A 19,938-nucleotide genomic window follows, 5' to 3' on the forward strand; every position below is an offset into this window, starting at 1 on the left:
CCCCTCCGAGCGCGGGTCCCGCTCACCCAGCCTGTGTCCCGCCGCTTGCGCGGGTGTGGGCGTCAGGTGTCCGAGCCGGCCCTGCGCCGCCGCACCACGAACACCGCGCCGCCGCCGACGACCACGGCGAGCCCGCCGACGAGGCCGATCACCGGCAGCGCCGAGCCGGAGCCGGTCGCGGCGAGGCTCCCGGTGACCTCCGGGGTGCCGGCGGACGGCTTCCGGACGGCGACCGGCGCCCTGCCGCCCTCCTGCGGCCTGGTGCCCTCCGTGTCCGTGCCGGGGGCCACGATCCGGAACTCGTAGGCGACGTCGCCGAAGCCGGTGCACTCGCCGTCCGCGTCGCCGTAGATCGTCGCGCCGAGCGTGAAGCCCGCGCCGACCGGGGCGCCGGCCCGCACGTCGATCCGCATCGGGACGGCGACCTCGTAGTCGGGCGCCAGCTCGTCGGTGTAACCGATGTAGCCGACCGCGTAGCCGAGTTCGTCGAGGTCCTGCCAGGTCTTCTCCTGGGAGTTCCAGGCCTGGAGGCGGACCGTCCTGCTCTCGAACAGCTCATCGCCGTCGCGGTCGGCGGAGGCGCCGGCCAGGTACTCGAGGTTCTGCAGCGTCGAGCCGGAGTCGTTCGCCACGTTCAGCGAGAACTCGTGCCAGCCGCTGCCCGCCGCGATCTCGCCGGGCAGGCCCTCGATGTCGACGTCGACCTTGGTGTCCTCGCACACGGATGGTTCGGGGGCCGGGGTCCCGGTCTCCTCCGGCGCCGACGTGCTCGGCGACGGGGCCGCGGGGGCGGACGTGGCCGTCCGCGAGTCGTCGGGGGCGGGAGTGCCCTCCTCGTCCGTCGTGTTCCCCGCGGCCGGAGGTTCGGAAGTTCGCGGGGAGCGCGTGGCGTCCGGGGAGCCCGTGGAGGTGCTCGCCGAGTCGCTGGGAGCGGGAGCCGGTGCGGTCTCGAGCACCGACCGGTCCGACGAGGCGGACGGGGACGGCGACGCGTCGCCGGTCGCGTGGGCGGCCGGGGCCGCGAGCAGTGCGGCGGGGGCGACCACCGCGGTGACGGCGGCCGCGGCCAGGGCGCGACGAAGCTTCATGCCTGTTCTGATCGGCGAAGGCTGTGAAGGGTTGTCCCCGCGTTCACAGAATCCTTATGTGGCCTGTGTCACTGCGGTGACGGAAGTGGCCAGTGAGGCGGCGGATGCTCGGGTTGAACGGGGGACGCGTTCCGTCGGCCGGCCCCGGGCGTCCCCGGAGCCGGCCGTTCTCTGGGTGACCGGGCTGCTGTCCCCTGCCGTCCGGTCACTTCCTGGAGCGAGGTCCCACGACGCACGGCACGATCCGTACGTCTCATCGCTCCAGCGAGCCACGCGTGGTTCTTTCGGGCCCGCCCCTGGCTGGCGCGGACACCGGGACCAACGAAGCGTCCCGCGCGACGGTCACGCGCCGTACGGGTGAGAGCGTGACCGAACTCAGATGCGACCCCGGCACAGCTCCAGCATCGTCATCGCGAGCGCGGTGCCCGGCTTGCCCAGCGCCTGCCGGTAGTGGTCGAGCACCTCCATCTCGCGGGAGAGGTTCACCCGCCGGCCGCCGGAGGCGATCCGTGCGTCCTGGATGACGGCGGAGACGGCCATCCGTTCCTGGATCAGGCCGATGATCCGGTCGTCCAGGGCGTCGATGCGCTCCCGGGCGCCGTTGATCACGCCGGCGGCCTCGGGGGTGCGGGCGCCGGTCTTGTCTGCTGCCGCGGTGGCGGTCATGTCGGGGGTCTCCTCGCCGAAGGTGGCGGCACCCTGGATCCGGCCGGTCCGCAAACGCCAGGCGCCCCGGACCTTGTCGGCCCGGGGCGCCTGGGAAGTCGCTTGTCAGTTGCTCAAGCAGCACGACCATGGCAGCCGGTGGGCCGGTTGCCATAGGTAAACAGGAACGCCTGGTGCTTGTGCATGGGCCCAGTATGCCCTGGCGACGGTCGGTGTCCAAGCCGGTTCGCATGGTGAGACCCGAGGCGGGACGGGGGAGGGGGCGACGGCGGGGCCGACGGTGGCGGCCGACGGCGGGGCCGGGTCACCCGCCCAGCTCGGTAGAATCGGGAGCACAAGCCCCCCGCCCGACCGCCGGAAGGCACCCCGTGTCATCAGCGACTCCCGCTGCCGCCGCCCCCGACACCGTCCTGGTCGTCGACTTCGGCGCGCAGTACGCCCAGCTCATCGCCCGTCGTGTCCGCGAGGCGCGGGTCTACAGCGAGATCGTGCCGAGCTCCATGCCGGTCGAGGAGATCCTCGCGAAGAACCCGGCGGCCATCATCCTCTCGGGCGGCCCCTCGTCGGTGTACGAGCCGGGCGCCCCGACCCTCGACCGCTCCCTGTTCGAGGCCGGCGTCCCCGTCTTCGGCATGTGCTACGGCTTCCAGCTGATGGCGCAGACCCTCGGCGGCACCGTCGACAACTCCGGCGCCCGTGAATACGGCCGTACCGAGCTGGCCGTCTCCAAGCCGTCCTCCACCCTCTTCGAGGGCACGCCGGCGGAGCAGTCGGTGTGGATGTCGCACGGCGACGCCTGCTCAGCCGCCCCCGAGGGCTTCACCGTCACCGGCTCCACGGACGTCGTCCCGGTCGCCGCCTTCGAGAACGACGAGAAGAAGCTCTACGGCGTCCAGTACCACCCCGAGGTGATGCACTCCACGCACGGGCAGCAGGTGCTGGAGCACTTCCTGTACCGGGGCGCGGGCCTGAGCCCCGACTGGACCACGGGCAACGTGATCGAGGAGCAGGTCGCCGCCATCCGCGAGCAGGTCGGCGACAAGCGGGCCATCTGCGGCCTGTCCGGCGGCGTGGACTCCGCCGTCGCCGCCGCCCTCGTCCAGAAGGCCATCGGCTCCCAGCTGACCTGCGTCTACGTCGACCACGGCCTGATGCGCAAGGGCGAGACCGAGCAGGTCGAGAAGGACTTCGTCGCCGCGACCGGCGTCCAGCTGAAGGTCGTGGACGCCGAGGAGCGGTTCCTCAAGGCGCTGGCCGGGGTGTCCGACCCCGAGGAGAAGCGCAAGATCATCGGCCGTGAGTTCATCCGGGTCTTCGAGCAGGCGCAGCTGGAGATCATGCAGGAGGACGGCCCCGAGGTCGCCTTCCTCGTGCAGGGCACGCTCTACCCGGACGTCGTCGAGTCCGGCGGCGGCACCGGCACCGCCAACATCAAGTCCCACCACAACGTGGGCGGGCTCCCGGACGACATCGAGTTCGAGCTGGTCGAGCCGCTGCGCCAGCTGTTCAAGGACGAGGTCCGGATGGTCGGCCAGGAGCTGGGCCTGCCGGACGAGATCGTTCAGCGCCAGCCCTTCCCGGGCCCGGGCCTCGGCATCCGGATCGTCGGCGAGGTCACCAAGGAGCGGCTCGACCTGCTCCGCGAGGCCGACGCCATCGCCCGCGAGGAGCTGACCGCGGCCGGCCTCGACCGCGACATCTGGCAGTGCCCCGTGGTGCTGCTCGCGGACGTCCGCTCCGTCGGCGTCCAGGGCGACGGCCGGACCTACGGCCACCCGATCGTCCTGCGGCCGGTCTCGTCCGAGGACGCCATGACGGCCGACTGGTCCCGGCTGCCGTACGACGTGCTCGCCAAGATCTCGACCCGGATCACCAACGAGGTCAAGGACGTCAACCGCGTCGTCCTCGACGTGACGTCGAAGCCGCCGGGCACGATCGAGTGGGAGTGAGCCCAGGGGCTCTCCCTATGTGCGCCTGACGGTGCGCACGGGCTCGCCGGGCTGCCAGATCTCGACGACGAGGTACGTGTCGTCCTCGACGCAGGTCCGCACGACCTCCGTCAGCTCGGTACGGAAGAGGTGGAACGGCTCCGGCGGTTCCACCTCTTTCACGTACCCGGCCTTGGTCTTGGGGTCCTCGACCTCGATCGCCCGGCCGGCGATCCGCACGTCCCCGCCGCCCATGCCGGTGCCGTCCCCCGGGTTCGCCTGCAGCGCGAAGCGCGGATCGCGGCGCAGGTCGAGGGCCTTCAGCGAGTGCGGCATCATGCCGAGCCACAGCTCGCCGCCCAGGAAGCGCACCTCCAGACCGGTGGTGCGGGGCGAGCCGTCCTTGCGGAGGGTGGCGAGGACGTGGTGCGTGAACGCGCCGAAGCGCTTCTCGACGGTCTCGGCCAGGACGGGTTCGGCGGCGGCGAAACCGGCCCAGTTCACAGGGGTGCGCGAAGTCATACGCCGAGTGTGAACGCCAAAACCGACACCCTCTGTCGCGTATTGGCCCCGGAAACTGTCCTCTCGGCCTCACCGCCGGTAACTTCCGGCCCGTAAGGCACATCTGGCGCCGAAGGACAGAGAACACATGCACGGGACGCCCGGGGCCACCGAGCCCCCGCCGCTGCCCACCGACCGGCTGCGGTTCGCCATGCCGCCCAGGCACGACTCGGTCGAGGACGAACGCCGGCACCGCAAGGAACGGCTCGCCTGCGCGCTGCGCCTCTTCGGGCGGTACGGGTTCGAGGACGGGGTGTCCGGGCACATCACGGCCCGCGACCCCGAGTACAGCGACTGCTTCTGGGTCAACCCGTTCGGCGTGCCCTTCGCCCACATCACGGTGGGCGACCTGGTGCTGGCCAACTCCGAGGGCCAGGTGGTGGAGGGCGGTCACCACGTGAACCAGGCCGCTTTCACCGTCCACTCCCAGGTCCACGCGGCCCGCCCGGACGTCGTCGCGGTCGCCCACTGCCATTCGGTGCACGGGCGCGCGCTGTCGGCCCTCGGCGAGCTGCTCGAACCGATCACCCAGGAGAGCTGCGCCTTCTACGAGGACCACGCCCTGTACGACTCGTACTCCGGTGTCGCCGTCGACGCCGAGGAGGGGCGGCGCATCGCGGGGGTGCTCGGCTCCGGCAAGGCGCTCGTGCTGCGCAACCACGGGCTGCTGACGGTCGGCGACTCGGTGGACGCGGCGGCCTGGTGGTTCCTGTCCCTGGAGCGGTCCTGCCAGGTGCAGCTGCTGGCGAAGGCGGCGGGGCGGCCGGTGCGGATCGACCACCGGCAGGCCGTGGCGACCCGGGAACAGCTCGGCGGCGACCTGGTGGCGTGGATCAACTACCAGCCCTTGTGGCAGGAGGTCACCCGCCGCGAACCGGACCTGTTCGACTGACCGTGCCCGGTGCGGGTCGGAATCGCTGGGGGCGGGGCGGGGCGGGGCGGGGTGGGGCGGTGCGGCTCGCGGCCGCGTCAACACGGCGTGCCGGGCATCACCCGCGCTGAGCAGACGTAAGACGGGGCGGCGCGCGGACGCGGGCCGGGGTGCGGCACAATTCGCTGTCGTTCCAAGGGACTTACCGGGTGCGGGAAGGCGGGCGTCGGGCGTGGCGGTGCAGGAGGCGAGACGCGGGAGCGGCTCGGACAGGGGCGCGTACGAGGCGGCGCACGGCGGTGGCTGCACCTGCGGGGACTGCCCGCACGGTGCCCGTGAGGGACACCGCAGGGCGGTCGCCGCGTTCCTGCTGCGACGCGACGAGTTCGCGGCCGGGCAGGGGCTGCCGGCCGCGGTGGCCCACTCGGCCTCCGCCTCGCGCCAGTGGGTCTCGGAGGAGCTGACCCAGTCGGCGGAAGCCGTCGCCGAACGCGGCCGCGCCGAGGGCGACGCGTGGCTCGCGGCGCTGGGCCGGCGCACCACGGTCGTCGCGTGGGCGGCGGTCGTCGTGCTGCTGCTGGGGCAGTCGCTCACCGCGGTCGGCGCGGGCTGGTCGGCGGCGCGCGCCGCCGGACTCGCGGCGGCACTGGTGGTGGCCGGTGCGCTTTCGGCCGCGTCGTGGTTCCACCGGGCCCGGGGCGGGGCGCTGGCGCCGGTCATCGGCGAGGACAACCGCCTGTCCACCTCCCGTGCCGTGGCGGCGGCCTGGGTCCTCTTCGTCGCCTACGCCGTGCTGGTGCTCGCCGGGCAACTGGCCGTCGCCTCGGGGCACGACCGGCGGGACGCCCTGATCTCCGGACTCGAACTCGGGCGCGGCACCGGCGCGGTGACCGTGCTCGCGGTGGTCTGCGGGATCGCGGTCCTGGTGCGGCGGGTGGTCGGACTGCGGGTACTGGGGCAGCGGCTGCAGAAGGTGCGGGCCGACCGGCCGCGCGCCTCCGACCTGCTGACGGACGACGCGGGCCGCGGTACCTTCGCCGACATCCAGTACGTCGTGATCAGCACCGTGGCCCTGGTGTTCGCGGCGGTACGCCTGGCCCGGCGTCCGGAGCAACTGCCCGACCTGCCCTGGGGACTGGCGGTGGTGGTGCTGGTCTCGGCGGCGACCTACGTGGCCGGGAAGTACGCCGAGGGCGGGCGGCCGGTGATCCTCTCGGTGGTCCGGTCACGGGAGGCCGGTGACCTGGACGCCCCCATCCGCACGGGTGACGACATCGAGATCCGCGGGGCGGGTTTCGTGCCGCCGGGCGCCCAGCGGGCGGACCGGCTGTCCCGGATGGTCGTCCGCATCGGCGCGGTCAACGTCCACGTCCCCCTGGTGCCGGTGACGGGCGGCTTCAGCAACCCCACGGACGACCTGCTGACGGTCCCCGTCCCGGCGGACGTGGAACCGGGCCGGGTGGACGTCCAGGTGGTCACGGGCACGGGCGTGGAGACCAACCGCTACGCGATCGACGTGACGGACTGACACCTCCCGCACGCCCCGGTGGGCTGCCTGCCGCGACCGACGGCGAGAAACCGGTTGCCCAGGGGTTGAGCGGGGTCGGTCCGTTGTACGTATGGTCTGGTGGGGGTCCGGGCACGCGCGGCGAGAGGCGGCTGGCAGTGATGACGCACGGTATGCGGACGGACGTCGACATCTCACCGGGGGGCGGGGGAGACCTGCGGGACAGCGCCGCCCGGTACGCCCTCCTTCCGCTGCGCATCTTCCTCGGCGTCACCTTCGTCTACGCCGGTCTGGACAAGCTCACCGACAGCGCCTTCCTGAAGGACGCGGGCGCCGGTTCCATCGGCGACATGATGCGTACCGTCCGCGACTCCTCGGCCGTCCCCGCCCTGGTCGACCTCGCCCTGAAGAACCCGCCCGGATTCGGCTACGCCATCGCCCTGGGCGAGCTGGCCGTCGGCATCGGCACCCTGCTCGGGCTGCTGACCCGCCTGGCGGCGCTGGGCGGCGCGCTGATCTCGCTCAGTCTGTGGCTGACCGTCAGCTGGGCCTCCGACCCCTACTACTACGGCAACGACCTCGCCTACCTCATGGCCTGGCTCCCCCTCGTGCTCGCGGGCGCCCCGCTGCTGTCACTGGACGCCGTACTGCGCTCCCGGCGCAGGCGCCGGACGGGCGGCTACCGCTAGGGCGCGTCCGGCGACTCCCGCCTGCCTCGCGGCGCCGTCAGCGGGGGAGGCCGGCGCCGGGCTCGTCCGGCGTCGCCGTGCGAAGGTCTGCGCGGCGCCGGTGCGCGGACCGGGCCACGCCCCCGACCGCGCCCGCCAGGCAGAGCCCGCCATTGACGAGTGGGATCACCACGAACCACGGCGTCTCCCAGAGGCCGCCCGCGTCACCGGCGTAGACGACGCCGGTCAGCATCAGGAAGACCCCGGCCACCAGCCGACCCGGCTGGAACCTATGACGCAGCACGGGACACCTCCGCCTGCCCGACGCCGACCTGGAGGTCGAGGTCGAGCGTGCCGCCGTCCTTGCCGCCCTCGGCGGGGGTCAGGGTGATCTCCTCGTGCTTGCCCGGTGCCACGTCCACGTCCTTCTCGTCGTCACCGGGCAGCTGGATGTCGCCCACACCCACCTCGACGTTCAGCCGCACGGTCACGTCCTGCGGCACCAGGACCCGTATTCGGCCCATGCCCACGTCGGCCCGGGTGGTCACCGTCTGCCCCTCGGCCAGGTCCAGGCGGGACAGGTCGAGGGTGCCGCTGCCCGCGCCGATGTCGTACTGGTCGCGTACGTCGGCCGCCACCACGGGCTTCCAGGTGGGCCGCACCCACTCGGTGCCGACCTTCTCCGGGACCGCGGCCGATCCGGCCAGCAGCCCCGCCGTGACGATCGCCAGGAAGATCGACCCGGCTCCCGTCCGCCCGAGGAAGGAGCTGACCGCGATACCGAGGCCGAAGACGGCGAGCGCGCACGCCAGGCCGGTCTGCAGGCTGGTGCCCAGCGGGTGGTCGCCCCAGGTCAGCCGGGTCCCGAGGAAGCCGGCCAGCACGGCAAGCAGGAACACCCAGCCGCCGATGCCGCGGGGACCGCGCGTCTGCGAGGACCAGGAGCGCCGGTCACCCGCGGGGTCGCGGCGCCCCGGGGCTCCCCGGCCGATGTCGACGGCCGCGGCGATGTCATGGTCCGCGGAGGCCGGAGGCCCCCACAGATAGCCCGTCCCACCGTCATGGGTGCCGTCCTTGACGATGGGGCCGCGCCACCAGGAGGGCCAGGTGTACATGATCGGCGGCGCCTGGGCCTCCGGCGGTGCGTCCGCGACGGCCTGGGCCGAGAGCGGGTCCGGCTCGGGGGCCCTGCGGTGCCGCGACCAGTACCCGGCGCCCGCGAGGAGCAGGGAGAGGACGACGGCGAAGGTCAGCACGCCGCCGTTGCGCAGCATGGTGAGGAAGATCCCGCAGCCGACCAGGGCGAAGAGCACGGCCGCCAGTGCCTGGCCGTCGACCCGGCCGGTCAGCAGCTTGCGCACCTCGTTCTCCTCCTCGTCGTCGTAGGGGACGAAGAGCCAGGCGAAGCCGTAGAAGAGGAGACCGATGCCGCCGGTCGCGGAGAGCACCGCGAGCGTGATCCGGAAGATCACCGGGTCCAGGTCGCACTGCCGGCCGAGGCCGGCGCACACTCCGGCGAGCGTTTTGTGCCGCCGGTCGCGCCGGAACCGGTGCGGCGGCCCGACGGCTCCCGCGTCGTCCGGGGCGGCCGCAGCGGCATCCGCGGCGGACTCGGCGTCCCGTGGCCCGGCGCCCCGCTGGCGGCGCGGGCCGGGGCCGGGTCCCGGCCCCGTCGCGGCGCGCTCGTGATCTGTCATGGGTCCATGGTGACGGGCGAGATGCCGTGACGGCAGCCGGTTCGACCCTGGTCGGACCCTGATATCGGCCCTGACTCCGTGCCCGGGCAGTGTTCGAGGCCTGCGCGGCCCGAAGATCAGGGGTGATTGGGGGAACGACCCTGATGCCCCGGCTCCCGCACCCGTGTGACCATCTGTGTCATGCCGGAAGCCGCAGCAGCACCCGTCCTCGAACCGCGGCCGCCGCGCAAGCTCTACCGGAGCAGCGACGGACGCTGGCTCGGTGGGGTGGCGCGGGGGCTCGCCGGGCATCTCGGGCTGCCCGTCATCTGGGTGCGGTTCGCCTTCGTCGGCCTGTTCATGGCCGACGGCCTGGGCGCGCTGCTGTACGCGGCCTTCTGGTTCTTCGTGCCGCTGGGCGTCGGGGGAGTGGAGGCGCAGAAGCCGCCGCCCCTCGTCACCGCAGAGGCCGGGCCGGACGGCCGCCGCAGGCTCGTGGCCCGCAAGCCGGACAAGGGGCAGATGGTCGCCCTTCTCCTCATGGTCGTCGTCGCCCTGGTCTTCGTGGGCAACGTCGACCTCGGCGGCGGCGCCAAGGCCTACCTGTGGCCGACCGTGCTCGTCGGCGCCGGCGTCGCCCTCGTCTGGCGCCAGGCGGACAACGCGCGCCGGGCCCGCTGGGCCGAGGTGGGACGCCACCGCCGTACGGTCACCCTGCTGCGCTCGGTGGCGGGCGTCCTGCTGGTGACGGCCGGGGTCACCGGCATCTTCGTCCTCCAGGGCTCCGCGGCCCACCTCGGCTCCGTCCTCCAGGCGGCCCTCGCCGTCCTCGTCGGCATCACACTCCTCGCCGGCCCCTACCTGGTGCGGATGACGCAGGACCTCTCCGAGGAGCGGCTGATGCGCATCCGCGCGCAGGAGCGCGCCGAGGTCGCCGCCCACGTCCACGACTCGGTCCTGCACACCCTGACCCTGATCCAGCGCAACGCGGAGAACGCGGGCGAGGTGCGCCGCCTGGCCCGGGCCCAGGAGCGGGACCTGCGCTCCTGGCTCTACAAACCGGAGGGCAACGGCAAGGACGAGGACGACGAGCCCACCACCCTCGCCGAGGCAGTGAAGCGCAACGCGGCGGAGGTCGAGGACAAGCACGGCGTTCCCCTGGAGGTGGTCGTCGTCGGCGACTGCCCCCTCGACGAGCGTGTCAGCGCGCAGATGCAGGCCGCGCGCGAAGCGATGGTCAACGCGGCCAAGTACGGTGGCGAGGGCGGCGCCGTACAGGTCTACGCCGAAGTCGAGGGCAGGACGGTCTTCGTGTCCGTCCGGGACCGCGGTCCAGGCTTCGACCTCGACTCGATACCCGCCGACCGCATGGGCGTCAGAGAATCGATCATCGGCCGCATGGAGCGCAACGGCGGCACGGCGCGGCTGCGCGCGGTGCCGGACGGCGGCACGGAGGTCGAACTGGAAATGGAGAGGGCGGAGAAGACGTCATGAGCGACCCGACCGAGGCGAACGGAACGGCGGGAGCGGGCGAGGCGGCCGAGCCCGCACGGCCGGCGAGTGGTGACGCGGGGGAGCGCCGTGTGCGCGTGGTGCTCGTCGACGACCACCGCATGTTCCGCACCGGCGTCCAGGCCGAGATCGGCCAGACCGCCGAGACCGGGGTCGAGGTCGTCGGCGAGGCCGCCGACGTCGACCAGGCCGTCACGGTCATCACCGCGACCCGCCCCGAGGTCGTGCTCCTCGACGTCCACCTCCCCGGCGGCGGCGGAGTCGAGGTGTTGCGCCGCTGCGCGCCCCTGATGAGCGACGCCGAGCGGCCCGTCCGCTTCCTCGCCCTGTCCGTGTCGGACGCGGCGGAGGACGTGATCGGGGTGATCCGCGGCGGCGCCCGGGGCTACGTGACCAAGACCATCACCGGCACCGACCTGGTCGACTCCGTCTTCCGGGTCCAGGAGGGGGACGCCGTCTTCTCCCCGCGCCTGGCCGGCTTCGTCCTCGACGCGTTCGCCTCCACGGACGCGCCGCCGGTCGACGAGGACCTCGACCGGCTCACCCAGCGCGAGCGCGAGGTGCTGCGCCTGATCGCCCGCGGCTACGCGTACAAGGAGATCGCCAAGCAGCTGTACATCTCGGTCAAGACGGTCGAGTCCCACGTCTCGGCGGTCCTGCGCAAGCTCCAGCTGTCCAACCGGCACGAGCTGACCCGCTGGGCGACGGCGCGGCGGCTGGTCTGACCTCACGAGGGGACAGGGGGCGCGGGTCCGTCCGGCGCGGGGGGCCTCACACCACCCGCGTCGCCCCCGCGAACGGCATCTCGTCGACCGGGGCGACGCGCACCGGCGCCGACGGGTTCGGGGCGTGGATCATCCGCCCGTTGCCGACGTAGATGCCGACGTGGCTGATGCCCGAGTAGAAGAAGACCAGGTCACCGGGGCGGAGTTCGGACCGCGGGACGCGGCGGCCCGCGTCGATCTGGGCGTAGGTCGTGCGGGGCAGGGAGACGCCGGCCGCGCGGTAGGCGGCCTGGGTGAGGCCCGAGCAGTCGAAGGCGTGCGGGCCGGTCGCGCCCCACACGTAGGGACTGCCGAGCTTCTGGTAGGCGTAGGCGACGGCCGCCGCGGCGCGGGAGTCGGGGGCCTGGGCGGCGGCGGACAGGCCCTCCCGGGAGCCGGCGGAAGAGGCGCGGGAGGCGCGATCCGCCGTGCCGTCGCCGTCGCGGGCGCGTTCCTCGGCGGTGAGCCGGGACAGCAGGCGGCGGGCCGTCTCCAGCTTGCCGGTGACGGTCTCCCGGTGACGTCTCAGCTCGGCCCGGCGCGCCTTCAGGGAGGTCACCTCGACGCGGGCGGCGCCGCGCAGTCGCTCGATCTCCCGCAGCTCCTTGCGTACGCGGCCCACCTCGGCCGTCTGCCGGCTGCCCGCCCGCTCGACGAACGCGGCGCCGTCGAGATACCGGTCCGGGTCGGACGAGAGCGCGAGTTGCAGCGCCGGGTCCAGGCCGCCGCTGCGGTACTGCGCCGCCGCGACCGAACCCAGCGCCTCCCGCGCCGAGTTCAGCCGTTCCTCCTTGCGGGCGGCCTCGTCCCGCAGTTCCTCCAGGCGCTGTTCGGCGGCGTCCGCCTTCTCCTTCGCCCCGTTGTACTTCTCCGTGGCCACCTCGGCCTCCTGGTAGAGCTTGTCCACCTTGGCCCTGACCTGCGCCGCCGTCGGCTGCGGATCGGCGTGTCCGGTCCCGCCCAGTCCCGTCGCGGCGGCCGTGCCCGCGAGGGTGATCGTGGCCGCCGTACGGGCCCTGCCGCCGCCCGTCGCGCGCTGTCGCGGCCTGCGGTGCGTTCCCACCTGCGATCCACGTCCTTCCGTACGACTCGACCCCGGCCAGCGCCGGGTCGGCTCCGGTCCATTCCGGCTGCCTGGGGAAGGACGCTAGGCGGGTCGGTAACGGTCCGGTGACGGGATGCGCGGAAGTGGCGGCACCGGATCGTGCGGGGACCGTATGTGACCGTCGTTCGCTCCAGGGCCCGTCGCCTTCACACAGGGTGATGATCGAAATGCCGGATCGGAGGCGGGTGGGGGACGTGAGCTGTTATGGGAGCGCCGGGGCGGGCCGGTGTCCGGGCCCGCCGGGGCCCTCATTAGGCTCCGGCCCCATGGACGTACTCATCCACCTCTTCGTCGGCCTGCACATCATCGGTATCGCCGCGCTCCTGGGCGGCTTCCTGACCCAGATGAAGGCGATGGGCCGGGGCGCGGCCCGGTTCACCCCCGCGATGCTGCACGGCGCGCTGACGATGCTGGTCACCGGCGCCGTCCTGGTCGGCCTCAACCAGGCGCAGGACTACTCCGTCGACAACGTCAAGATCGGCGTGAAGCTCGCCGTGCTGATCGTGATCCTCGGCCTGGTCTACGTGAAGCGCGACGAGGAGAAGGTGGAAAAGCCGCTGTTCGCCCTGGTGGGCGCGCTGACCCTGGTGAACGTCTTCATCGCGGTGCTGTGGACCTGACCGCCGCCTCGGAGTCCCCTCCCGCGGACCGCAGCGCCGCCCGGGCCTGGACGACCGCCCCCGCCGCGACCGCCAGCCACCCGGCCACCGCGATCCACTGCAGCGCCCGGCCGGGTGCGTCCAGCCACGGGACGTCGACGACGACGGCCACGGACAGCGTCGCCGCCGCCGTCATGCCGAGCGGGAAGACGGTCGACCAGCGGCGCACGTCGTAGCGGAGGCGGGGCCAGGCGATCTCGGCGGCCAGCAGTACGGCGTACCAGGCGAGGTCGAGCGCGAGCAGGCAGACGGTCACGTCGTGCAGGACGGCCCGGTCGTCGGCGTTCCACAGGTATATGCCGGTCCCGGCCGCCGCGAGCAGCTTGGCTCCGGCGAGGGCGGAGATGGCGAGCGCGCCGCCCGCCACCCAGTGGTCCCCTGAGCCCCGCGCCACCTGCCGCAGATCGAAGCGGAACAGTGCGATCAGGTAGAGCACGATCCCCAGCCAGAACGGCACCAGCGCCGTGTGCGCCAGCCAGGGCGTCGAGGTGGCCGTGGCCAGCGTGGCGGCGAGCACGGCGAGCCCCTCGGTGGCCACGCAGCTCAGGAAGACGGCGCCGGGCATCCGCCGCCCCCAGTGCTGCACCACCAGGTACAGCAGCCACGGCCACAGCAGGGCCGCCAGCACCAGCAGCACCGCCGCCAGGCGCGACCAGCCGAGCAGGGAGAAACGGGTGCCGAGCACGGTCGTCGCGGCGACGGCGGTGAGCGCCCCCGGCGTCCCGGCCCGCTTCACCCACTGCGCCCGGTCGGCCAGCAGCAGGTAGACGAAGTTGGCGGCCAGTATCAGCCATGCGGCGCAGGCCAGGACCAGGGCGATCCGGGACAGGACCTCGCGGCCGGTCAGATGCAGGGCGACCGACACGATGCCGGTCGCCATCACCGCGGCCCCGGCCGCCGGTGGGCGCTGCGCCCACCAGGCGCGCAGCGCTGAGGGATGGGTGGCCGATGACATGCGCCCGATGCTAGGGCCTGCCCGGCGGATCGGATCGCAGGAAAGACGCGCCCTCGCCGATCAGGCCGGGCGCACCACGCTGTAGATGGACGACTCGCCGTCGTAGAAGATCGACTCCTCGCGGACGTACGCGCCCGGCTTGGGTGCGTGGATCATCATGCCGTCGCCGATGTACAGGCCGACGTGGCTGATGTCGTCGTAGAAGAAGACCAGGTCACCGGGTTGTGCCTGGGCGACGGAGACGGTCGTGCCGGCGTTGACCTGGTCGTAGGTGACGCGCGGCAGCGTCACGCCCGCGGCCTTCCAGGCGGCCTGGGTCAGGCCCGAGCAGTCGTAGGAGTCGGGGCCCGTGGCGCCCCACACGTACGGCTTGCCGATCTGGGCGCGGGCGAAGGCGATCGCCTTCTCGGCCTTGGTGCCGTTCGAGGTGCCCGGCGTCGACGAGCCCGTGGAGCCGGTGCCGCCGGAAGTCCCCGAGGACCCGGATCCGGCGCCGCTCTCCTGCTGCCGGGCGGCCTCCTCCTGCCGTTCGCGCTCGGCCGCCTCCTCCGCCTGCTGCTTCGCCAGCTCGGCTGCCTTGCGCTCGGCCTCCTCCTGCTTCTTCTTCTCGATCGCGGCCAGCCGGGCCTTCTCCTTGGCGGTCAGCTCCGAGAGCAGCGCCCGCGCGGTGGCCAGCTTCTTCTGGACGGTCGACTTGGCCGTCTTGAGGTCGTGCTGCGAGTCGGTGAGCGTCTCGAGGCTCTCGGTGGCCTCCCGGCGCTTCTTCATCGTCTCGGACTGCTGGGTGACGTAGTCGTCGACGGCGGTCTTCTGCCGGCCGGTCAGCCGGTTCATCAGCTGGTTCTGGTCGAAGTAGTCCTGCGGCGAGTCCGCGAGCAGCAGCGTCGCGGTCTCCGGGACCGAGGCGCCCGTGCGGTACTGGGCGGAGGCGAAGGAACCCAGCTCCTCGCGCGCGTCGTTGAGCTTCTGGGTGCGCTGGGCGACGTCGTCGAGGAGGGTGTCGACCTTCTTGCGCTGCTTGGTGGTCTTCTCCTTGGCCGCGTTGTACTTCTCGGTCGCCGACCCGGCCTGGCGGTAGAGGTCGTCGACCTTCTTCTCGACCTCTTCGAGGGTCGGCCGGTCGTCCGACGGCGTGGCGCCCGCCGTCTGGGACAGCAGGGCGACGGAGGTGAGTGCCGCGGTGGCGAGGGCCGGGGTCCGTATGCCCGCGACGCGGGAACCGGTGGGACGCGACTTGCGGTGCGACGCCAAGGAGGCGACTCCTTCCAGTGCTCCGCCTACCGGGTTAGCTGTCGGGTTCGGGCGGTGGTTCGGAAGGGTTGCCCTACGGCGGCCCGCCCTCTCGTCTCGTCGAGGGCGGTGCGGCCGATTCACCCCAAGGTCTCGGTGGGTCCCCGGCTCCGGTGCCGTGCGGGCAGGCCGGACTCGGCGGAGGCCGCGCGGCCCGGCGAGGTTCGCCGGAGGGGGTCGAGCGGCCTGCCCCGCACCGTAGCCAACTCGTGTGGCCGCTGTGAAGGTTGGTGGGTGATATGCCCGATACATTTTCGTGACCTTCCGTTCGGGTGCCGCCGGGCCGGTCCCGGGCGTCACTCTTCGTGTTCCGGCCGGTCGCGGGGCGTGCCCGTGGCGGAACGGTGGGCATTTTCCGGGGTGGCACCGGGTTGTCGGTGGGGCGCCCTAGACTCGGAGAGCGATGAGCAGCCTCTTTGACGACAGCTTCCTGGCGAGCCTCCAGACCCCCCGGGGTCACGAGGAGGAACCCCCGCCGCCCGAGGACGATCACGGACCGGAGCAGGTTCCGCACGATCTGTTCGGCGGGAAGTTCGACGCGCCCCCGGACCGGGACACCCACTACCGGGACGGCGCCCCGCGCCCCGCCCTGGACGCCGCCGCCCTCCTGGAGGGGCTGAACGACAACCAGCGCGCCGCGGTCGTCCACTCCGGCTCCCCGCTGCTCATCGTGGCCGGTGCCGGCTCCGGCAAGACCCGTGTGCTCACCCACCGCATCGCCCACCTGCTGGCCGAGCGGAACGTCCACCCCGGGCAGATCCTCGCGATCACCTTCACCAACAAGGCCGCGGGCGAGATGAAGGAGCGCGTGGAGCAGCTCGTCGGCCCGCGCGCCAACGCGATGTGGGTGATGACGTTCCACAGCGCGTGCGTCCGCATCCTGCGCCGCGAGTCGAAGAAGCTCGGCTTCACCTCGTCGTTCTCGATCTACGACGCCGCCGACTCCAAGCGGCTCATGGCGCTGGTCTGCCGCGACCTGGACCTGGACCCGAAGCGCTTCCCGCCGAAGTCGTTCAGCGCGAAGATCAGCAACCTGAAGAACGAGCTGATCGACGAGGAGGACTTCGCCGCCCAGGCCGCCGACGGCTTCGAGAAGACGCTCGCCCAGGCCTACGCCATGTACCAGTCGCGGCTGCGCGAGGCCAACGCCCTCGACTTCGACGACCTGATCATGACCACGGTCAATCTGCTGCGCGCCTTCCCGGACGTCGCCGAGCACTACCGCCGCCGCTTCCGGCACGTCCTGGTCGACGAGTACCAGGACACCAACCACGCCCAGTACGCGCTGGTGCGCGAGCTGGTCGGCGTGGCCTCGGAGCACCCCGTCGACGTGCCGCCGGAGGCCGAGGTCCCGCCCGCCGAGCTGTGCGTGGTGGGCGACGCCGACCAGTCGATCTACGCCTTCCGCGGTGCCACCATCCGCAACATCCTCCAGTTCGAGGAGGACTACCCGGACGCGACGACGATCCTGCTGGAGCAGAACTACCGCTCCACCCAGACCATCCTCAGCGCCGCCAACGCGGTCATCGAGCGCAACGAGTCCCGCCGCCCCAAGAACCTGTGGACCAACCAGGGCAGCGGCGCGCAGATCACCGGGTACGTCGCCGACACAGAGCACGACGAGGCGCAGTTCGTCGCCGACGAGATAGACCGCCTCACCGACGCGGGCGAGGCCAAGGCCGGGGACGTCGCCGTCTTCTACCGGACCAACGCCCAGTCCCGTGTCTTCGAAGAGGTCTTCATCCGCACCGGCCTGCCCTACAAGGTCGTCGGCGGGGTCCGCTTCTACGAGCGCAAGGAGGTCCGGGACGTCCTGGCCTACCTGCGGGTGCTGGCCAACCCGGAGGACTCGGTGCCGCTGCGCCGCATCCTCAACGTCCCCAAGCGCGGCATCGGCGACCGCGCGGAGGCGATGATCGACGCCCTCGCCCAGCGCGAGAAGATCAGCTTCCCGCAGGCGCTGCGGCGCGTGGACGAGGCGTACGGCATGGCCGCGCGCTCCGCGAACGCCGTCAAGCGGTTCAACACGCTCATGGAGGACCTGCGCACCATCGTCGAGTCCGGCGCCGGACCGGCGACCGTCCTGGAGGCGATCCTCGAACGCACCGGATACCTGGCGGAGTTGCAGGCGTCCACCGACCCGCAGGACGAGACCCGCATCGAGAACCTCCAGGAACTCGCGGCCGTCGCCCTGGAGTTCGAGCAGGAGCGGGCCGAGGGCGAGGAGGCCGGGACGCTGGCGGACTTCCTGGAGAAGGTCGCGCTCGTCGCGGACTCCGACCAGATCCCGGACGAGGAGGACGGCGACGGCGTCGTCACCCTCATGACCCTGCACACCGCCAAGGGCCTGGAATTCCCGGTCGTCTTCCTCACCGGCATGGAGGACGGCGTGTTCCCGCACATGCGTGCTCTCGGCCAGGCCAAGGAGCTGGAGGAGGAGCGGCGCCTCGCCTACGTCGGCATCACGCGCGCCCGCGAGCGGCTCTACCTGACCCGGTCGACGCTGCGCAGCGCCTGGGGCCAGCCGTCGTACAACCCGCCCTCCCGGTTCCTGGAGGAGATCCCGGCCCCGCACCTGGAGTGGAAGCGGACCGGGGCGAACGGCCCCGCGCCCTCCGCACCGGTCTCGGGAGTGGCGGCCTCGCTGTCCTCGTCCCGTTCCCGCTCGTCGGCGTCGGGCGCGTCCGGCTTCGCCACCCGCAGATCGGCAGGTGCCGAGCAGCCGACGGTCTCGCTGGCGGTCGGCGACCGCGTCACCCACGACCAGTTCGGGCTCGGCACGGTGGTCGGGGTCAAGGGCACCGGGTCGAACGCCGAGGCGACGATCGACTTCGGGGACACCAAGCCGAAGCGGCTGCTGCTGCGGTACGCGCCGGTGGAGAGGCTCTGAGGGTGGGGTCCGGGGCGGTGCGGTGAGGGCCCGGGCCTCCGCCCGGGCCGACCGTGGTGGCCGCGTCGGCGGTCTGCCGAGACGTTACGGCGTCAGGTCGGGTTGATGCCGTGGCTGCGCAGCCACGGCAGCGGGTCGATCGACGAACCGCCCGCGGGGCGCACCTCGAAGTGCAGGTGCGGACCGGTCGAGTTGCCCGAGTTGCCGGAGAACGCGATCGCGTCGCCCGCCTTCACGGTCGTACCGGAGGGGACCTGGTAGCTGGAGAGGTGGCAGTACCACGTCTCCGTGCCGTCCTTCGCGGTCACGATCATCATGTTGCCGTACGCGCTGTTGTACTGCGTCCGCACGGTGCCGTCGGTCGCCGCCATCACCTTCGTCCCGTACGACACGGGGAAGTCGATGCCGGTGTGGACGGACATCCAGTTGATGCCGGCCTGCCCGTAGTAGGCGCTGAGGCCGTGCTGTTCCACCGGGAGCGCGAACTTGGGGCGCAGCCGCTCCTTGCGGGCCGCCTCCTCCGCCGCCCGCCTCTTCTCGGCGGCCTGCTGGGCCTTGAGGTCGATGCGCTCCTGGGTCCGGCTGGCCCGGTCGGCGAAGTCGTCGGCCCCGGCCGCCAGGCTGGTGAGCTGGGTGTCCAGCTTGTTGTTGGCGGCGGACGGCTTCACCGGAGCGGCCTTCGCGTTGCCCGGGTCCGGTGCGGAGGCCGCGGTGTCCGTGCCCTCGTCGCCGCTCAGGCTGCCGACGGAGGCGGCCGCGATACCGGCGACGCTCATCACGCAGGCCGACGGCACGGCGATGGTCAGCAGCGCGGAGCGCTTGGCGGGCTGGCGGCGACGGGAACGCGCCCCGGCGCGGGCGCCGGTGCGGGCAGCCGGGATCCGCGCGGCCGGCGTGACCTCTTCCTGGTCGTCCAGCAGGGCGGTCACGGTGGGGAGTTCGCCGGTGGCGGCCAACTCGCCGTCGTACGAGGCGGGTTCGGTGCCCTCGGTGACGGGTGCGGTGTCCGGGGCGGCGTCGTCCGGGGCGGGGTGCCCGACCGGCCGGGCCGGATCCTCGGCCGCGCCGGTGACCGTGCCGTCCGTGTTCCACTGCGTGGCGTCGTAGGCGCCGGTGTCCACGGGGCCGCCCGCGAACGCGCCGGTGTAGAAGGTGCCGGTCGCGAAGGTGCTCGTCTCGTAGGCGCCGGTGTCGAAGGCCCCGGTGGCGAAGGTGCCGGTGTCGAAGGTGCCGGTGTCGAAGGTCTGCGTGCCCCAGTCCCACTGCTGGGTCGCGTCGGCGGGAGCGCCGGACTGGTCCGGAAGGCTCCATGCGCCGGTGTCCCACTGACCGGTGGCCTCGGCGCTCGTGCCCTGCGGCGGTACGGAGCCGTTCTGCTGGTATCCGGCCGTCCACGCCGTCGTGTCGTAGGCGCCGGTGTCGTAGGCGGCGTGGTGCTGGGCCGCGTACGCGTCGTAGTGCGGGGCCTGCTCGCCGCCGGTGGACCACTGGGTGGCGTCGTAGGAGCCCGTCGCCTCGTGGGCGCCGGTGTAGTGGCCCGGCATGCTGCCGAAGAGGGGGTCCGCGTCGAAGGCCGAGGTGTCGGCGGTGCCGGTGGAAAAACCGGTGGAGGCGTAGCCGCCGAACGTGGTGAGGTCGCCGTACTGGGCCTCCCCCGTGCCGTACGACGCGTACTGCGCCGGATCGGCGTCGGAAGCCGGAGCCGGGGTGGTCCTTGTCCCCGACGGGTGACGGTCGTTCACCAACTTCTCTTTCGCCTCGACAACAGGGGCTGCCAGAGCAGTGCGGCGACTGTACC

General features: G+C 72.6%; 17 protein-coding genes and 1 riboswitch. Of the genes, 8 read left to right on the forward strand and 9 right to left on the reverse strand.

Features of this window, described 5'->3' with window-relative positions; all coding sequences use genetic code 11:
- Nucleotides 1-62: 62 nt before the first annotated feature.
- Nucleotides 63-1,088: an LPXTG cell wall anchor domain-containing protein gene (locus ACZ6IM_RS18840; protein WP_469557639.1), complete on the reverse strand. Its 1,026-nt coding sequence runs from the start codon at nt 1,086-1,088 to the stop codon at nt 63-65.
- 375 nt (nt 1,089-1,463) lie between these two features.
- Nucleotides 1,464-1,754 carry a chorismate mutase gene (locus ACZ6IM_RS18845; RefSeq protein WP_052839867.1) on the reverse strand — a complete coding sequence of 97 codons (291 nt, stop codon included), beginning with the start codon at nt 1,752-1,754 and terminating at the stop codon, nt 1,464-1,466.
- Between the two features lie 368 nt (nt 1,755-2,122).
- Here ACZ6IM_RS18845 and guaA point away from each other — a divergent pair, with 368 nt between their 5' ends.
- Nucleotides 2,123-3,703 carry a glutamine-hydrolyzing GMP synthase gene (guaA, locus tag ACZ6IM_RS18850; protein WP_052839803.1) on the forward strand — a complete coding sequence of 527 codons (1,581 nt, stop codon included), beginning with the start codon at nt 2,123-2,125 and terminating at the stop codon, nt 3,701-3,703.
- 15 nt (nt 3,704-3,718) lie between these two features.
- Here the strand turns inward: guaA and ACZ6IM_RS18855 are convergent, their stop codons facing one another.
- Nucleotides 3,719-4,204 (reverse strand): pyridoxamine 5'-phosphate oxidase family protein, encoded by a 486-nt coding sequence (locus ACZ6IM_RS18855; RefSeq protein WP_469557641.1) that lies wholly within the window; start codon nt 4,202-4,204, stop codon nt 3,719-3,721.
- 127 nt (nt 4,205-4,331) lie between these two features.
- Here ACZ6IM_RS18855 and ACZ6IM_RS18860 point away from each other — a divergent pair, with 127 nt between their 5' ends.
- From ACZ6IM_RS18860 to ACZ6IM_RS18870, 3 genes are all read left to right on the forward strand, one after another.
- The gene (locus ACZ6IM_RS18860; protein ID WP_052839801.1) at nt 4,332-5,135 is read left to right on the forward strand and encodes a class II aldolase/adducin family protein; all 804 of its coding nucleotides are present in this window, start codon (nt 4,332-4,334) and stop codon (nt 5,133-5,135) included.
- A 211-nt stretch (nt 5,136-5,346) separates the two neighbouring features.
- Entirely contained in the window at nt 5,347-6,642 is a 1,296-nt protein-coding gene (locus ACZ6IM_RS18865; RefSeq protein WP_469557643.1) for a hypothetical protein, read from the forward strand.
- A 140-nt stretch (nt 6,643-6,782) separates the two neighbouring features.
- Nucleotides 6,783-7,310, forward strand: a complete 528-nt coding sequence (locus tag ACZ6IM_RS18870; protein WP_469557645.1) for a DoxX family membrane protein — start codon at nt 6,783-6,785, stop codon at nt 7,308-7,310.
- 37 nt (nt 7,311-7,347) lie between these two features.
- On the opposite strand, the gene ACZ6IM_RS18875 is transcribed toward ACZ6IM_RS18870, so the two are convergent.
- Both ACZ6IM_RS18875 and ACZ6IM_RS18880 read right to left on the reverse strand, forming a co-directional pair.
- Complete coding sequence (locus tag ACZ6IM_RS18875; protein ID WP_469557647.1) at nt 7,348-7,593, reverse strand: hypothetical protein; 246 nt, start codon at nt 7,591-7,593, stop codon at nt 7,348-7,350.
- Nucleotides 7,580-8,986 (reverse strand): PspC domain-containing protein, encoded by a 1,407-nt coding sequence (locus ACZ6IM_RS18880; RefSeq protein ID WP_469557649.1) that lies wholly within the window; start codon nt 8,984-8,986, stop codon nt 7,580-7,582. Before ACZ6IM_RS18880 ends, ACZ6IM_RS18875 begins: the two co-directional genes overlap by 14 nt.
- A 180-nt stretch (nt 8,987-9,166) precedes the next feature.
- On the opposite strand from ACZ6IM_RS18880, the gene ACZ6IM_RS18885 reads away from it, so the two are divergent.
- Together ACZ6IM_RS18885 and ACZ6IM_RS18890 are read left to right on the forward strand one after the other, a co-directional pair.
- Complete coding sequence (locus ACZ6IM_RS18885; RefSeq protein ID WP_052839866.1) at nt 9,167-10,459, forward strand: PspC domain-containing protein; 1,293 nt, start codon at nt 9,167-9,169, stop codon at nt 10,457-10,459.
- The gene (locus ACZ6IM_RS18890; RefSeq protein WP_052839796.1) at nt 10,456-11,202 is read left to right on the forward strand and encodes a LuxR C-terminal-related transcriptional regulator; all 747 of its coding nucleotides are present in this window, start codon (nt 10,456-10,458) and stop codon (nt 11,200-11,202) included. The genes ACZ6IM_RS18885 and ACZ6IM_RS18890 overlap by 4 nt, the downstream gene beginning before the upstream one ends.
- Before the next feature lie 46 nt (nt 11,203-11,248).
- Here ACZ6IM_RS18890 and ACZ6IM_RS18895 read toward each other — a convergent pair whose 3' ends face one another.
- Nucleotides 11,249-12,304 carry a C40 family peptidase gene (locus tag ACZ6IM_RS18895; RefSeq protein WP_052839795.1) on the reverse strand — a complete coding sequence of 352 codons (1,056 nt, stop codon included), beginning with the start codon at nt 12,302-12,304 and terminating at the stop codon, nt 11,249-11,251.
- Nucleotides 12,305-12,612: 308 nt separating this feature from the next.
- Here ACZ6IM_RS18895 and ACZ6IM_RS18900 point away from each other — a divergent pair, with 308 nt between their 5' ends.
- Nucleotides 12,613-12,966 carry a hypothetical protein gene (locus ACZ6IM_RS18900; protein WP_052839794.1) on the forward strand — a complete coding sequence of 118 codons (354 nt, stop codon included), beginning with the start codon at nt 12,613-12,615 and terminating at the stop codon, nt 12,964-12,966.
- Here the strand turns inward: ACZ6IM_RS18900 and ACZ6IM_RS18905 are convergent.
- Nucleotides 12,944-13,960 carry a tellurite resistance/C4-dicarboxylate transporter family protein gene (locus ACZ6IM_RS18905; protein ID WP_052839793.1) on the reverse strand — a complete coding sequence of 339 codons (1,017 nt, stop codon included), beginning with the start codon at nt 13,958-13,960 and terminating at the stop codon, nt 12,944-12,946. The two genes, ACZ6IM_RS18900 and ACZ6IM_RS18905, sit on opposite strands and share 23 nt — an antisense overlap.
- A 60-nt stretch (nt 13,961-14,020) precedes the next feature.
- Nucleotides 14,021-15,211 carry a C40 family peptidase gene (locus ACZ6IM_RS18910; protein ID WP_469557652.1) on the reverse strand — a complete coding sequence of 397 codons (1,191 nt, stop codon included), beginning with the start codon at nt 15,209-15,211 and terminating at the stop codon, nt 14,021-14,023.
- A 6-nt stretch (nt 15,212-15,217) separates the two neighbouring features.
- Nucleotides 15,218-15,401, reverse strand: a riboswitch (cyclic di-AMP (ydaO/yuaA leader).
- A gap of 252 nt (nt 15,402-15,653) precedes the next feature.
- On the opposite strand from ACZ6IM_RS18910, the gene pcrA reads away from it, so the two are divergent.
- Nucleotides 15,654-18,140, forward strand: coding sequence for a DNA helicase PcrA (gene pcrA / locus ACZ6IM_RS18915; RefSeq protein WP_469557654.1), 2,487 nt, complete (start codon nt 15,654-15,656; stop codon nt 18,138-18,140).
- A 92-nt stretch (nt 18,141-18,232) separates the two neighbouring features.
- On the opposite strand, the gene ACZ6IM_RS18920 is transcribed toward pcrA, so the two are convergent.
- Complete coding sequence (locus tag ACZ6IM_RS18920; protein ID WP_469557655.1) at nt 18,233-19,882, reverse strand: M23 family metallopeptidase; 1,650 nt, start codon at nt 19,880-19,882, stop codon at nt 18,233-18,235.
- Nucleotides 19,883-19,938 lie beyond the last annotated feature (56 nt).

This window comes from Streptomyces sp. NPDC042336, from assembly GCF_055581985.1.

Excerpts from the sequence above, each read along its gene's own strand:
- pcrA (WP_469557654.1), top strand. The coding sequence starts at position 15,654 with ATGAGCAGCCTCTTTGACGACAGCTTCCTGGCGAGCCTCCAGACCCCC.
- ACZ6IM_RS18845 (WP_052839867.1), bottom strand. The coding sequence starts at position 1,754 with ATGACCGCCACCGCGGCAGCAGACAAGACCGGCGCCCGCACCCCCGAG.
- ACZ6IM_RS18890 (WP_052839796.1), top strand. The coding sequence starts at position 10,456 with ATGAGCGACCCGACCGAGGCGAACGGAACGGCGGGAGCGGGCGAGGCG.
- ACZ6IM_RS18840 (WP_469557639.1), bottom strand. The coding sequence starts at position 1,088 with ATGAAGCTTCGTCGCGCCCTGGCCGCGGCCGCCGTCACCGCGGTGGTC.
- ACZ6IM_RS18860 (WP_052839801.1), top strand. The coding sequence starts at position 4,332 with ATGCACGGGACGCCCGGGGCCACCGAGCCCCCGCCGCTGCCCACCGAC.
- ACZ6IM_RS18870 (WP_469557645.1), top strand. The coding sequence starts at position 6,783 with ATGACGCACGGTATGCGGACGGACGTCGACATCTCACCGGGGGGCGGG.
- ACZ6IM_RS18880 (WP_469557649.1), bottom strand. The coding sequence starts at position 8,986 with ATGACAGATCACGAGCGCGCCGCGACGGGGCCGGGACCCGGCCCCGGC.
- ACZ6IM_RS18900 (WP_052839794.1), top strand. The coding sequence starts at position 12,613 with ATGGACGTACTCATCCACCTCTTCGTCGGCCTGCACATCATCGGTATC.
- ACZ6IM_RS18885 (WP_052839866.1), top strand. The coding sequence starts at position 9,167 with ATGCCGGAAGCCGCAGCAGCACCCGTCCTCGAACCGCGGCCGCCGCGC.
- ACZ6IM_RS18905 (WP_052839793.1), bottom strand. The coding sequence starts at position 13,960 with ATGTCATCGGCCACCCATCCCTCAGCGCTGCGCGCCTGGTGGGCGCAG.
- ACZ6IM_RS18855 (WP_469557641.1), bottom strand. The coding sequence starts at position 4,204 with ATGACTTCGCGCACCCCTGTGAACTGGGCCGGTTTCGCCGCCGCCGAA.